This window comes from Embleya sp. L77 (assembly GCF_055557415.1).
In genome coordinates, this window is record NZ_CM145710.1 from 1,982,396 (window position 1) to 1,996,283 (window position 13,888).

General features: G+C 72.7%; 11 protein-coding genes and 2 pseudogenes. 6 read left to right on the forward strand and 7 right to left on the reverse strand.

Going from position 1 to position 13,888, the window contains the following annotated elements; genetic code table 11:
* Positions 1 to 205 precede the first annotated feature (205 nt).
* Both ACZOOI_RS38600 and ACZOOI_RS38605 read right to left on the reverse strand, forming a co-directional pair.
* The gene (locus tag ACZOOI_RS38600; protein WP_465281478.1) at positions 206 to 634 is read right to left on the reverse strand and encodes an OsmC family peroxiredoxin; all 429 of its coding nucleotides are present in this window, start codon (positions 632 to 634) and stop codon (positions 206 to 208) included.
* Positions 635 to 802: 168 nt separating this feature from the next.
* Positions 803 to 2,422, reverse strand: a complete 1,620-nt coding sequence (locus tag ACZOOI_RS38605; protein WP_465281479.1) for an MFS transporter — start codon at positions 2,420 to 2,422, stop codon at positions 803 to 805.
* 710 nt (positions 2,423 to 3,132) lie between these two features.
* On the opposite strand from ACZOOI_RS38605, the gene ACZOOI_RS38610 reads away from it, so the two are divergent.
* From ACZOOI_RS38610 to ACZOOI_RS38630, 5 genes are all read left to right on the forward strand, one after another.
* The gene (locus ACZOOI_RS38610) at positions 3,133 to 4,017 is read left to right on the forward strand and encodes a sigma-70 family RNA polymerase sigma factor (RefSeq protein WP_465284133.1); all 885 of its coding nucleotides are present in this window, start codon (positions 3,133 to 3,135) and stop codon (positions 4,015 to 4,017) included.
* A gap of 297 nt (positions 4,018 to 4,314) precedes the next feature.
* Positions 4,315 to 5,751: a GuaB1 family IMP dehydrogenase-related protein gene (locus tag ACZOOI_RS38615; protein ID WP_465281480.1), complete on the forward strand. Its 1,437-nt coding sequence runs from the start codon at positions 4,315 to 4,317 to the stop codon at positions 5,749 to 5,751.
* 250 nt (positions 5,752 to 6,001) lie between these two features.
* A complete protein-coding gene (locus ACZOOI_RS38620; RefSeq protein WP_465281481.1) occupies positions 6,002 to 6,541 on the forward strand; it encodes a GNAT family N-acetyltransferase in 540 nt (179 codons plus the stop codon).
* 78 nt (positions 6,542 to 6,619) lie between these two features.
* A complete protein-coding gene (locus tag ACZOOI_RS38625) occupies positions 6,620 to 7,948 on the forward strand; it encodes a nucleotidyl transferase AbiEii/AbiGii toxin family protein (RefSeq protein ID WP_465281482.1) in 1,329 nt (442 codons plus the stop codon).
* 179 nt (positions 7,949 to 8,127) lie between these two features.
* Entirely contained in the window at positions 8,128 to 9,459 is a 1,332-nt protein-coding gene (locus ACZOOI_RS38630; RefSeq protein ID WP_465281483.1) for a hypothetical protein, read from the forward strand.
* On the opposite strand, the gene ACZOOI_RS38635 is transcribed toward ACZOOI_RS38630, so the two are convergent.
* Positions 9,445 to 9,825 carry a hypothetical protein gene (locus tag ACZOOI_RS38635; RefSeq protein WP_465281484.1) on the reverse strand — a complete coding sequence of 127 codons (381 nt, stop codon included), beginning with the start codon at positions 9,823 to 9,825 and terminating at the stop codon, positions 9,445 to 9,447. The genes ACZOOI_RS38630 and ACZOOI_RS38635 overlap by 15 nt on opposite strands.
* Before the next feature lie 365 nt (positions 9,826 to 10,190).
* Between ACZOOI_RS38635 and ACZOOI_RS38640 the strand changes: the two genes are divergently transcribed.
* Entirely contained in the window at positions 10,191 to 10,850 is a 660-nt protein-coding gene (locus tag ACZOOI_RS38640) for a hemerythrin domain-containing protein (RefSeq protein WP_465281485.1), read from the forward strand.
* A 288-nt stretch (positions 10,851 to 11,138) separates the two neighbouring features.
* Here the strand turns inward: ACZOOI_RS38640 and ACZOOI_RS38645 are convergent, their stop codons facing one another.
* The 4 genes and pseudogenes from ACZOOI_RS38645 to ACZOOI_RS38660 form a co-directional block, all read right to left on the reverse strand.
* Entirely contained in the window at positions 11,139 to 11,744 is a 606-nt protein-coding gene (locus ACZOOI_RS38645) for a short chain dehydrogenase (RefSeq protein WP_465281486.1), read from the reverse strand.
* Positions 11,745 to 11,924: 180 nt separating this feature from the next.
* Entirely contained in the window at positions 11,925 to 12,299 is a 375-nt protein-coding gene (locus ACZOOI_RS38650) for a FadR/GntR family transcriptional regulator (RefSeq protein WP_396012137.1), read from the reverse strand.
* Positions 12,272 to 12,596, reverse strand: a pseudogene (locus ACZOOI_RS38655) (FadR/GntR family transcriptional regulator); the annotation flags it as partial. The pseudogene ACZOOI_RS38655 and the gene ACZOOI_RS38650, both read right to left, overlap by 28 nt.
* Before the next feature lie 243 nt (positions 12,597 to 12,839).
* Positions 12,840 to 13,826: pseudogene (locus ACZOOI_RS38660) on the reverse strand (threonine ammonia-lyase).
* Between the last annotated feature and the right edge of the window lie 62 nt (positions 13,827 to 13,888).

Sequence of the window (13,888 nt, forward strand, 5' to 3'; positions counted from 1 at the left end):
CACTCGGGCGGCGACGTCGAGGGCGTCGGCGTCGGTGTACGGATGCGGTCGCGGCGCGAACCGCGCGATCACCGACGCCCTCGGCTGTCCGTGCCGGGCCGTCTCGGCCGCCTCGGCCATCTTGTACCGGACGTACCGGGCCGCCCGGCCGTCCGTACCGGACGTATCAGGCCGACCCCGGCCGTCCGTACCGGGTCGGGGCGGGTCAGCCCAGCGACACCGTCAGGGTGATCTCGGCGCCCGGGGAAAGCAGCCGGGAGATGGGGCAGTTCTGCTTCGTGACGTCGGCGATCTTGAGGAACTCCGACTCGTCGATGCCGGCGGCCACGACGGCGGTCTCCAGGTCGATCCGGGTCACCGTGGGGGCGCCCTCGACCTTGTCCAGGTGCACCTTGGCCGTGGTGTCCACCGACGTCGCCGGGAAACCGGCGTCGCCCAGGCCCTTGGCCAGGGCCATCGAGAAGCACCCTGCGAGCGCCGCGCCGATCAGTTCCTCGGGGTTGGTGCCCTCACCCTCCTCGAACCGGGACTTGAACGAATAGGCCCCCTCCAGACCGCCCTTACCGGTGCGGATGGTGCCGGCACCCTCGAGGATGGTGCCCTGCCACTGAGCTGTCGCGCTACGAATAGTCATGGGTCGATGCTAGTACCGTGACGCGGACTCGACGGCCAGGCGCACCCCCGCGAGCCCCGCCGAGCACCGAACGCGGACTTGGACGCGCGACGCCGCCCCGGAACCGATCCGGGGCGGCGCTCCGCCCGCCGACATCGGCCGCGCGGCCTATGTCCTGCTTCGTACTTCCTACTTCTTCGAGGCCGGCGCGACCTGCGCCGTCCCCGCCGCCCGCGACCCATCCGCGCCGTCCGCCCCCGCCGACCCGAGGTCGAGCCGGATCTCCGGCGTACCGACCCGTCCCGAACCCACCTGCCCCGAACCCACCGCCCCCGTACCGGCGTTCGCCACCGCCTCGGTGGAGCTCATCGAGCCCTGGCCCTTGGGCATCAGCCACACCGCGAACAGCAGCGCGACCGCGCCCAGGCACGCGGCGGACAGGAACGCGTCGTGGTTGACCGCCAGTTGCGCCTCGCGGATCCGGTGCCCGTTGCCTCCGGCTGCGGCCATGTCGCCGGCGAAGCCGCTGTACGCGATGGTCGCCACCACCGCCAGGCCGAGCGCGCCGCCCGCCTCCTGGCTGGTGTTGATCAGGCCCGCGCCCATGCCCGCCTCCTCCTCGCCGATCCCGACGAACGCGGCGATCTGAAGGGTCACGAAGCACATGCCGCAGCCGAGGCCGAGCGCGATGAACGCAGGGAGTACGTCCACCGGGTAGCTGCCGTCGACCGGCGCGCGCCACAGCAGCAACAGCCCCACGGTGGTGATCGCCAGGCCCGCGATGAGCACCGGTCGGGCGGCCATCTTGGTGATCAGCCCCGACGCGACGCCGGCGCCGATGGCCACACACACGGCGAGCGGTACGTACGCGAAGCCCGCCCGCAGCGGTGAATAGCCGTACACCTGCTGCATGAACAGGCTCGCGAAGAAGAACATCGCGCCGAACATGCCGAACACCAGGATCGCGGAGAGGTTCGCGGTGCGCATCGTGGCCAAGCGGAAGACCCGCAGCGGCAGGATCGGCGACGCCGCGCGCGCCTCGATCACCACGAAGGCGGTCAACAGGACGAAGACGCAGCACAGGCTCACGATGGTGCGGGTGGTGGCCCAGCCGACCGTGGTGGCCTCGCCCAGGGTGAAGATGAGCAGCAGCAGCCCACTGGTCAAGGTGATCGCACCCGCCAGGTCGAACGGTCGGCCGCGCTCCTCGGCCACGCTTTCCGGCAACACGCGCGGTGCGAGTACGGCCACGCCCAGGCCGATCGGCACGTTGATCCAGAAGATCCACTCCCACCCAGGCCCGTCGGCCAGTACACCGCCCAGGATCACACCCAGGATCGACGCGATTCCGGCCAGCGAACCCCAGATGCCCAGCGCCTTGTTGCGTTCCGCACCCTCGGCGAAGGTGTTGGTCAGGATGGACAGCGCGGCCGGCGCGATCATCGACGAGCCGAGACCCTGGAAGCCGCGCGCGGTGATCAGCATCGTGCCGTTCTGCGCGAGACCGGAGGCCAGTGAGGCCAGCGCGAACACCACGAAACCGGCCTGGAGCAGGCGGCGACGCCCGAACGTGTCCGCGAGTCGCCCGCCGAGCAGGAGGAAGCCGCCGAGCACGGTGCCGTACGCGGTGACGATGTAGTTCTGGCTGACCTCGGACATGTCCAGGCCGTCCTTGATCGACGGCAGTGCCAGGTTCACGATCGACACGTCGAGGAACACCATGAACTGGCCCAGGCACAGGAACGCCAGGATCGCCCCGGTGTGGGCACCGGGTCCTGATCGGCTCGGGGCCGAGTCGGTGGCAGACATCACAAATCTCCTAAGCCATGCGGAATCGGGCGAGCGGCAGCCGGGCACCTGACCGGTCGCGGTCGCGGTCGCTGTCGCGTTCACGGTTGCGGTTGCGGTTGCGGTTGCGGTGCACGGAGTTCGCTCGTGTTCGCTCGTGTTTGCTCGTGTTCGGCGTTCGTTCGGTGTTGGGGCTTCATGCGGTGTGCGGCTTCGTTCGGCTTCGTTGGCTGTTCGAGAGCGGCCCCCGGCATCGCCGGACGGCCGCCGAACACCACTGGGCCGAGCGTGGTGCCCGGGTGGCTGCCGAACCGGCGGGTCGTACCCTCCGCACCGGTTCCGCCCCCGGTCGCAGCGGCCGGGGCTCGTTCGCCACCGCATTGACGGATCCCGGCGGACGAATGTGACAGGTGGACCGAACCGATTTCCCCGACCCGGCCGCCCGCCCGCCACCGCGGTCACCGCCGCGGCCCACCGCCGCCGCGGCCCACTTCCGCCGCCTGTCACATCGCCGCCGCCCCCCGCGTCAAGGAACCAGAACCGCGCCGAGAACAACCGAGACGCGACCAGAAGACGGGACGACGCCGATGACCGAGCACCAGACGACGCCCACAAACGAGCACCGCACGCCGCCGATGACCGAGCACCGCACTACGCCTACGAACGAGCACCGCACGCCGCCGATGACCGAGCACCGCACTACGCCTACGAACGAGCACCGCACGCCGCCGATGACCGAGCACGACTTTCTGGCGGAACGCTTCGAGGCGCACCGCAGCCACCTGCTCGCCGTGGCCTACCGGATGCTCGGCTCGCTGACCGAGGCGGACGACGCACTCCAGGAGACCTGGCTCAAACTCAGCCGCTCCGACCCGGACGAGGTGGACAACCTGGCCGGCTGGTTGACCACGGTGGTCGGCCGGGTCTGCCTGGACATGCTGCGCTCGCGCCGCTCCCGCGGCGAGGAGCCCCTGGACGCCCAGGTGCACATCCCCGACCCGATCGTCTCCGGCATGCCCGACGCCGACCCCGAGCACGCGGTACTCCTGGCCGACTCGGTCGGCCTGGCGCTCCTGGTGGTGCTGGAGACGCTCGCGCCCGCCGAGCGGCTGGCCTTCGTCCTGCACGACCTGTTCGCGGTGCCGTTCGACGAGATCGCGCCGATCGTGGACCGTACGCCGGCCGCGGCCCGGCAACTCGCCAGCCGCGCGCGCCGCCGGGTCCAGGGCGCCGCGCCGTCCCCCGACGGTGACCTCGCCGTGCAGCGCGAGGTGGTCGACGCGTTCCTGACCGCAGCCCGCGGTGGCGACTTCGACGCGCTCGTCGCGGTGCTCGACCCGGACGTGGTGGCCCGAGCAGACGGCGGTGCGCTGCGCCCGAGCGGCGTGGTTCGAGGTGCGGCGCAGGTGGCCGGACGGGCGCTCACCTTCGCGCGGCTCGCCGCGGTGGCCCGACCCGCGCTCGTCAACGGCACGGCCGGGATCGTCTCGGTCGCCGCGGGACAGCCGATGTCGGTGCTGGCCTTCACGATCGTGCAGCGCCGGATCGTCACCATCGACATCCTGGCCGACCCGCAACGCCTGAGCCGGCTCGACCTGACGGTGCTCGCAAGCTGACCGCCGGTACCCGGCCGGGCCCGCCGCCCCCGGACCCGGCCGCCCCGGCCCGACTCGCCCCACCGTCCCGGACCCGGTCGCCCCGACCCGGCCACCCCCACCAACTCGCCCAGCAGCCCCCACCAACTCGCCCAGCCGCCCCGGCCCAGGTCGCCCCGACCCGACTCGCCCCGACCCACCGTCCCGAACCCCGCCGACCGGACCCCCACCCCGACCGGACCCCCGCCCCGCCCCGCCCCAACTCCCCCGCCCGGCCGGGAAGATCGATAGCCCGGCCGGCTGGGTACGTACCGGCACATGAGATTCCTCCACGACCAGGTACCGCCGCACGACCTCACCTACAGTGACGTCTTCCTCGTACCGTCGCGCTCCGGCGTGGGTTCGCGCCTCGACGTGGACCTGACCACCTCCGACGGCACGGGCACCACCATCCCGGTGGTGGTGGCCAACATGACCGCCGTGGCCGGGCGTCGGATGGCGGAGACCATCGCCCGCCGCGGCGGCCTCGCGGTCATCCCGCAGGACATCCCGGTCGACGTGGTCGCCGAGGTGACCTCCTGGGTCAAACGCCGCCACCTCGTCTACGACACCCCGATCACGATGGCCCCGACCGACACCGTCGGCGAGGCGCTGAACCTGCTGCCCAAGCGCGCCCACGGCGCGGTGGTGGTGACCGAGGCCGGGCGTCCGGTCGGCATCGTGGCCGAGGCCGACTGCCTGGGCGTGGACCGGTTCGCCCAACTCGCGCGGGTGATGACGACCGAACTGCTCACCCTGCCGGACGGCGTCGACCCGCGCGAGGCGTTCGACCGGCTCTACGAGGGCCGGCACAAGCTCGCGCCGATCGTGGACCCGGACGGCCGTCTGGTCGCCGTGCTGACCCGCACCGGCGCACTGCGCTCGACTCTGTACACGCCCGCCGTGGACGCGGCCGGTCGGCTGCGCGTGGCCGCCGCGATCGGCATCACCAACGAAGTCGCGCACAAGGCGAAGGGTCTGATCGAGGCGGGCGTGGACACGCTGGTCCTGGACACCGCGCACGGCCACCAGGAGCAGATGATCAAGGCGCTGCGCGCGGTCCGGGCGCTCGACCCGCCCGTACCGGTCGTGGCGGGCAACGTGGTCACCGTGCAGGGCGTGCGCGATCTGATCGAGGCGGGCGCGGACATCGTCAAGGTCGGCGTCGGCCCCGGTGCGATGTGCACCACCCGGATGATGACCGGCGTCGGGCGTCCGCAGTTCTCCGCGGTCGCCGAGTGCGCGGCCGAGGCGCGCCGGTTGGGCCGGCACGTCTGGGCCGACGGCGGGGTGCGGCACCCGCGCGACGTCGCGCTCGCCCTGGCGGCCGGTGCCTCGAACGTGATGGTCGGGTCGTGGTTCGCGGCCACCTACGAATCACCCGGCGACGCGTATCGCGACGGCGAGGGCCGGCTGTACAAGGAGAGCTTCGGCATGGCGTCGGCACGCGCGGTCCGGCTGCGCACCGCCACCGAATCCGCCTTCGACCGGGCCCGCAAATCGCTGTTCGAGGAGGGCATCTCGTCCTCGCGGATGTACCTGGACCCGAACCGGCCCGGCGTCGAGGACCTGCTGGACTCGATCGGCGCCGGGGTGCGCAGCGCGTGCACCTACACCGGCGCACGCACGCTGGCCGAGTTCCACGAACGCGCCGTGCTGGGCATCCAGAGCTCGGCCGGTTACGCGGAGGGCAAGCCGCTGGCCGAGAGCTGGTGAGGATACGGCGGCGCGGCAGCGACGGGCCGCGCCGCCCCGCCCCGCGCCCACCGCCCCGCACCGCAGCCTCGCCCCGTCCCACACCACCCCGCCGCGCCCCAGATCGGCCCCGCTGCCCCACGCCGCCCACCGCCCATCGCCCCACGCCACCCCGCCCCCGCCGCCGGAAGGCGAGGCCCGCTCCCGCCCGCCGGACCCCGGCCGCCTCCCCGCCCGGCAAACGGTTTGACGGGTGCGGAACACTTTTCCCATGCCCAGCGCCACCCACAGCACGCAGACCTGGACGATTGCCCCGAGTGCGGTCGATTCGCCCGAGGCACTCGCACTGCTGCGCGCGTACTTCGTCGAGGTCAGCGACCGCTACTACCGGCTGCACGAGGGCCGGGACTCGACCCCGACCGAGATCGAGGAGGGCCTGGCCGCCGCGCCGAGCGACCATCTCGCGCCGCCGCAGGGCCTCTTCCTGATCGGTAGGTACGGTACCGAGCCGGCCGCGTGCGCGGGCCTGCTGCTGCGGGACGAGCACACGGCGGAACTGACCCGCGTGTTCGTACGACCCGACCTGCGCGGCACCGGCGGCGGCCGGCTCCTGATGGCCGCCGTCGACGACGCCGCCCGCGCCCTCGGAGTGGGCCGGATCATGCTGGACACCCGCCTGGACCTGATCGAGGCTCGCACGCTGTACACCAGGACGGGCTACGTCGAGGTGCCGGCGTACAACAGCGGCCCGTACGCCGAGATCTGGTACGCGAAGGACCTGGCCGCCGCCGATCGGCCCGATCCGGCCTGAGACGACGGGACTTCGGCAACCGGCGGTGACACGATGGCGCCGGCCCGAGCACGGCTACGACGAAATGGGGGAACGGCCATGACCGACAGCGGCGAGCGCAAGACCTGGCGGACCTTGGGATGGGGGCCGTGGGACGACGAGGCGCTGCCATCCGAGCCATTGGACGAACCGACCCGGGAGCAGCGCCAGTTGCCCCGAACGCTGGTGGCCGTGGCCGATCCCGGCGTGCGCCAACGACCGGTCTTCGACCCGGCGTTGAAGCAGTACGGCAGCGCGATGCGGGCCGGCGAACCGCAGTTCGCCTCGCCCGGCGTCGCCGAGCGCTGGCACACCGCGCGCCGACAGGCCGTCGACCACGTGCTGGCGGCGCTGGCCGAATCGCCGTGGACCGAACATCTGGTGCTGCGCGGCAGCATGCTGCTCCGCGCCTGGTACGGTCCGGCCGCCCGCGAGCCCGGCGACCTCGACTTCGTCGTGGTGCCCGTCACCTGGGATCTGGTCGAACCGCGCACCGACCGGATGTTCGCCGACATCGCCCGCGGCGCGCAGGCCCACTCGGATGCGGCCGGCGATGTGCGGATCGACGCAGCCGGCGCGGTGGACGACGAGATCTGGACCTACGACCGGGTGCCCGGACGGCGCCTGGTGTTGCCGTGGCGTGCGCACGGGCTGCCGTCCGGGATCGTGCAACTCGACTTCGTCTTCAACGAGTCGCTGCCCTCGGCGGCCGAGTACACCGACGTGCCACGCCACGACGGCTCCGGCGCGCACCGCATCCTGGCCGCCACCGCCGAGCAGTCGCTGGCCTGGAAACTGCTCTGGCTGCTCTCCGACTCCTATCCGCAGGGCAAGGACCTCTACGACGCGGTGCTGTTGGCCGAGTCGACGTCGCTGCGGGCCGAACTGCTGCATCGGACCCTGGTCGCCGGTGAACCGCGCTGGGCCGGACGATGCGTCTCCGCCGCCGCGTTCGGCGGGCAGGAAATCGACTGGGACGAGTTCGTCAAGGAATACCCGGACGTCGACGGCACCGCCGAGGTGCTCATGGGCCGCCTGCTCACCGCGCTGGAACCGGTCTTCGCCGAGGAGCGCGCCGCAGCAGACGCCGCCGGCGACGGCTACGCCTGGCGGCTGCGCTGGTTGGACCGACTGCTCCCCGAGGCACGCCGGGAGGCGGCTCGCAGCGGCATGCCCGCACTGGTCGCTTGGCTCATCGGCCGCCAGTTGAGCCTGGCCGAGAACATCGTGATCATCCGAGAGGTGGTCGGTCCGCAGCACTGCACACCCGAGCAGGCGGCAGACGCCTACATCGCCCATCTCCCGTACGCGTCCGGCGAACTCGGCTACCACACGCGCAACCCCGACGTGCTCGCCGCCACGCTCGCGGCGCTGCGGGACCGGGTCTGACCGCCCCGGTATCGTCACCGGGCCGACGGACGCCCCGGGCAGGTACGCCGGATGCCCGGGTGGCTCCGACGGTCGCCCGGGCAGATACGCCGGATGCCCGGCTGGATCCGCCGAACGCCCGGGTGGCTCCGACGCGGGCCGCTCGACGCGCCGTCCACCCACCGCACCGGAAGGACCCCGTGAACACCATCGACCCGTCCGTGGTCAGGGCCGTCTTCACCCTGGCCGACCCGGCCCTCGTACCCGTCCTGGTGCAGCGGCTCGGCCTCGAACTCGCGCCGGCGCTGCGCCGGATGGCCACCGTGCCGACAGGGTTGGCCGCCGCGATACCGGCCTCGGGCAATCTCGCGTTGATCGCCGCGTACGAGGAGGGCGAGCGGAGCGGGACGCGCGACAGACGGCCGAGGCCGACCGCCGCGCCGGCGCTCCCGATGCCCGCCTTCGCCGGACCCGTGGCCCCGACCCTGCCCGACCGGGCCGGCGCCGAGGACCCGGTCCGGCGGGCCGCCAGGGGCGATCTGACCGCCGCCGAGGTGGACGCGCTCCTCGATCTGGACGATCCGCACGTGGACGCACGGCTGTTCGCCGGCTCGCTGCTGCCCGACACCGAACGTGCCCGGCTGCTGGCGGGAGTTCGCCGCGACGGCACCCGAGGCCCGGTTCCCGGTCCGCTCATCGACCTGCTGTGGGACACCGAGTCGAGCCGCTGCGCCGGGTGGCTCACCGCGGGGATGACCTCCGGCGATCCCGAGGTGGCCCGGGTCGTGGTCAATCGGCTGCCGCTGCGCACCGAGGCCGGCCGGTTGAGGGTGGTCGTCGGGGTGTGGACACGACACGGGCCGGCCGAGGTCCGCCGGTTGCTGACCGAGGCACAATTTCCCGCCGACACACGCGAACTGATCGAGGACGCCCTCGGGCGACGGGACGGCCTGGCCGTGCTCGGCGCGCGGCTGGCCGCCGAGGAGGACCCCGAACACGTCGTGGCGTTCCTGCGGGACGGCGACGACCGCGAACAGCGCGAGCGGGTCGACGCCGTCCTCGCCGACGGCGGCGCCATCCCGTGGGCGGAGTTGCTCCGCTCGCACCGGGTCGCCGCGCTGCCGGACCGGCTGCACATCCGGCTCGCCGAAGCCCCGGACTGCCCGTACGAGCTGCTGGTCGCCCTGCTCGCCCGGGGCCTGCCGGGCCACGGTCGGGAGGAACGGGTGTGGCTGCACGAGGCGTTGGTGAACGGCCGACTCTCCGGCGCCGACCTGATGCGGTATGCCCGCCCCGCCCCGGCGGTGTTGTCGATCCTGGCCGGCACCGACGACCGCACCTCACCCGAGTGGTGGGCCTCGGGCGCGCCCAGGGCCGAGGCGGGCGCGCTGGTCGACGAATTCCTGGGCACCGACGCCGACGCGTGGATCGTGGCGCTGCGGCTGGTCGCGGACTTCACCGGCACGATCGTGGAACTGCTGACCACCGCCCGGGCGGTGGTGGCCGATCGGCGCGGCTCAGCGGGCGAATGAGCCGCCGGCCGGCGCGGGGGCCGAACCGGCGAACAGCGGGTCGGGCGCGTCGGCGAAGGCCGCTTCCGGGTCGTCGTCCGGGTCCTCGGGCCGGACCGCGCCGTGGCCCTCGTCCGGCCTGCCGCCGTCCGGCACGGCGCCCTCCCCGTCCCGCGGTCCGCCGAGGCCGAGCAGGTCCAGTTGCACCGGGCCGTCGGCGCGGCCGGTCGCCTCGGCGGCCGGTGTCCATGAGCCTCGGCAGGAGATCGGTGCGTCGTCGGCGCGCGCGTGACCGGGGTCGTCGTGGCGCCAGACCGCGTGCGTCTCGGTCACCGCGACGCGGCGACCGCACACGCCGCAGGTGCCTCGTGGCCGATGCGTGTTCATGCCCCCATGATGTCCGATCGGGCGGACAACGGCCGGTTCGACCGCTCCGGAGCCTGTCTTCGATCCCGCGTCGCGGAGCCCGACGGCGGATTGAAGACAGGCCCCAGGGCCGTCGCCGCCTCCGTGTGATGCAACGCCGGCGTGGCCGGGCGAGATCGGGCGGCGGGAAAGTCGTGGGCGCGGATCGGTCACATTCGCGGGCCGGGATCCGTCATTGGTGTGTCGGGCGGCAGCGAGCCGCCGAGGACGAGCCGACGACAACGAGCCGAGCGGACCGGTACCGACACCCGGTGGCAGCGCCACCGCGGGCCGGGGACACACCGCGTCGCAGCCGAGGTCGGCAGAACGCGAAATCGGAGCACACCATGACCGGCAAGACCTTCAAGAACGACATGTCGATGATGTACGCGTTCCACGACGCGCTTCGTCGGGAGCTGGCGCAGATCGCCAGGATCACCGCCGAGGCGACCGACGACCCGCGTCAGGTCCTCCAGGCGGCGCTCGGCTGGGAACTGTTCAAGCGCTACCTGCACGTGCACCACGGCGCCGAGGACGACGTGCTGTGGCCCGCGATCCGGTTGGCGGTCCAGGACCTCCCGGACGAATTGGCCGTGATCGAGGCGATGGAGGCCGAACACGCCATCGTCGACCCCGGACTGAACGCCGTGGACGCGGCACTGGCCGACCGTGAATCCGGCCCGGAACGGCTGGCCGGGATCGTCGAGCGCCTGGTCGGTGGCCTGGGCGGACACCTCAGGCACGAGGAGGACGAGGCCCTCGCGATCATCGACCGGCACGCCACGCCGGAACTGCTCCAGCGCTTCGGCGCCGAACACGCCATCCGGGTCGGCAACGACAGCCCCATGTACGTGCCGTGGTACCTGGACGGCGCGAGCGAGGACGTCGCCGCGACGGTGCTCGGCCGGCTGCCCGAACCGCTGCGCCAGGCATACCGGGACGAGTGGCAGCCGGCCTACGCGGCGCTGGACCTGTGGGGTCCCAAGCAGGGTTCGACCGAGGTCTGAACGGCCCGGTCGGCCGGCGGCCGACCCACGCCCGAACCCCATCCGCGGTCACCCGAGGGCAACCGCCTCCCGGACGTGGACCCGCACCGAACGACCGAAAGACCGGACGACCGGGCGACCGGGCGACCGGGCGACCGAAAGACCGGACGCGGACCGGATCGCGGCGGCGATCCGGGTCCGCACCGGCGCCCGGTCGACGGCGAACGGGTCCGTGCCCGGGCGGACGGGTCGGCACGGCGAGTCGGGGCCCGTCGCAACACAGCGGCCCCGGGCGGCCGTTGACCCCGGCTACCAGCCCACGCGGAAGTTTTGACCGGTCTGGCCGCCCTCGATCGAGCGGCGGTACGCCATCGCGGCCGTTGCGACGTCGACCGGCGGGAAGCCCGGGAAGAACGAGTCGTATGCCTCCAACGACTCGGTGAACACGGTCGGGCTGACCGAGTTGATCCGCAACCCGCGCGGCAGTTCGATCGCGACGCCGCGCACGAACGCGTCGATGCCGCCGTTGGCCATCGAGGCCATCGACCCGGTCGGGATCGCCTCGCCGGACAGGATGCCGGTGATCAACGTGAACGAACCGTTGTCCGTGACGAAGTCCAGTCCGCCCCGGACCAGTTCGACCTGACCGAGCAGCTTGTCCAGCGCCGCGCTCTTGACCTCGGCGTGCGTCAGGTCGCCGATCGTCTTGAACGGCACACCACCGGCCGCACACGCGACCGCGTCCACCCGGCCGACCTGCGCGTACATCGCCGCCACCGAGTCGGGGTCGGTGATGTCCACCGCGACATCGGTCTTCCCGCTCCGGGAGGCGGTGACCACGTCGTGCCGTGCGGACAACAGCTCGGTGACCGCCGTACCCAGGACGCCGGTGGCGCCGACCACGAGGACCTTCACAACAACCTCCGCTGTGGATCGATATCGTGTTCGATCCTTGCCGGTTCGGCCGGGATGGGCAACCAACGGCCTTCGACTCCCTGCCGTATCCGCTCGGTATGTCGCTCGTCACCGTGTGGGTTGCCGCCAGGTCCCGTCCTCGGCATCCGCGCAGCCGTATTTCCGAACGCCCGGTTGGACTCAGGTCATTCGCCGCAGCCACTGCTCGACGCCGCTGATGTGTACCGTCGACCACGCGTGTGCCGCGCTCGCGTCCCGGCTCTCCAGCGCGTCCACGATCGCGTGGTGCTCGCGGATCGTGCGCTGCCACGAGTCGTCCTCGGTCAGACCGCGCCAGGTCCGCGCCCGCATGGTCGGGCCGGAGAGAGTCTCCAGCAGCGAGCACAACACCTGATTGCCGCCGAACACGGCGATCTGGTGATGGAAGCGCAGGTCCTGCTCGATCAGCGCGTCGTGCCCGGCATCCGGACTCGGCGGATCGGCCAGCGCGCGCAGCGTCGCGATGCCCTCGGCGTCGACCAGCTCGGCGGCCAGCGCGGTGGCCGCCGGCTCCAGGATCCGCCGGACCTGGAGGAAGTCGAGCACGCTCTTGTCGTGGTGGAAGTCGACCACGAACGAGATCGCGCCGAGCAGCAGTGTCGGCTCCAGGCTGGTCACGTAGGTACCGTCGCCCTGGCGCACATCCAGGATCCGGATCAGCGACAGCGCCTTGACCGCCTCGCGCAGCGAATTCCGGGACAGCCCGAGCCTGGCGGCCAGGTCGGCTTCCTTGGGCAGCTTCTCGCCCGGTTGCAGCTCCCCGGACACGATCATGCCCTTGATCTTGTCGATGGCCTCGTCTGTGACCGCCACGCCGCTGACCCTCCAGAGATCCGATGACTCCCCAGTATGGCGGGCATCGGCGCACGGTGGCGGCTGTCGGCGAACGGCACGACGCGGGCGGGCCGCGCGGGGGTATCCGAATCCGGATCCGGGGGGTCGGACTCGGGACCCGGACCCGGCTCGGGCTCCGCTCCACGACCGCAGACCGCAGACCGCAGACCGCAGACCGGAGACCGGAGGCCGCAGACCGGACGCCGGAACGCCGGAACGGCGTCAGCCCCCGTCCCGCCCCAGCGCCGCGATCTCGGCCGGGGAGGCGTTGCCGCCCGAGCACACGACGGCGATCCGCCGGCCCGTGAACTCGCTCGGGTGGGCCAGTACGGCGGCCAGCGCGGCGGCGCCCGCGCCCTCGGCGAGCGTGTGTGCGTGCGTCGCGAGCAGGCGCTGTGCGTGCGCGATGTCGGCGTCCGAGACCAGCAGGAAGTCGGCGAGCCCGGACCGCAGCACGCGCTGCGGGAGCTCGAACCCCCGGCCGGTGGCCAAGCCGTCCACCACCGTGGTGTTGGCGCGCGTGACGCATGCGCCGGCCCGTCACGAGTCGTGCGCGGCCGGCGCGGCGGTCGACTGCACGGCGATCACCCGGCAGCTCGGCGCGAGTTCGGCGGCGACCAGCACCGCACCGGCGGCTCCGGTACCACTGCCCACCGGGACCAGCACCGCGTCCAGGTCGGGCTCGGCGGTGAGGATCTCCAGGTACGTCGTGCCGACCCCGGCCACCAGTGCGGCGGTGTCGCCGGGGCTGACCAGGAGCCGGCCCTCGGCAGCCGCGTACGCCTCGGCCCGCGCCTGTGCGCCGGCCATGTCCGCGCCGTGCAGCAGTACCTCGGCGCCGAGCGCACGCACCGCCCGTACCTTCGCCGGGTTCGCCTCGGCCGGCATCACCACCGTGCACGACGCGTCGAACGCGGCACACGCGTAGGCGATCGACTGCGCGTGGTTGCCCGTCGAGTAGGTGACCAGACCCCGGGCCCGCTCCGCCGGGCTCAGGCCGGCCAACAGGGTCAGCCCGCCCCGGATCTTGAAGGCGCCGACCGGCTGCACGTTCTCGTGCTTGACGAATATGTGCGCACCGGTGGCCGCGTCGAGGGCGGGATACGACCACATCGGGGTCGGCGGAAGGTGGCCGTCGAGGAACGCGCGGGCGGCCACGACGTCGGCGAAGGTGGGGTCGGTCGCGGTGGTGACGAGGTCGGCTTCCATGGCGCCATCGTGGGGTGTGGGTATGCCATCGGTCCAATGCGGGTCCGCCGGGACGCCGCCGC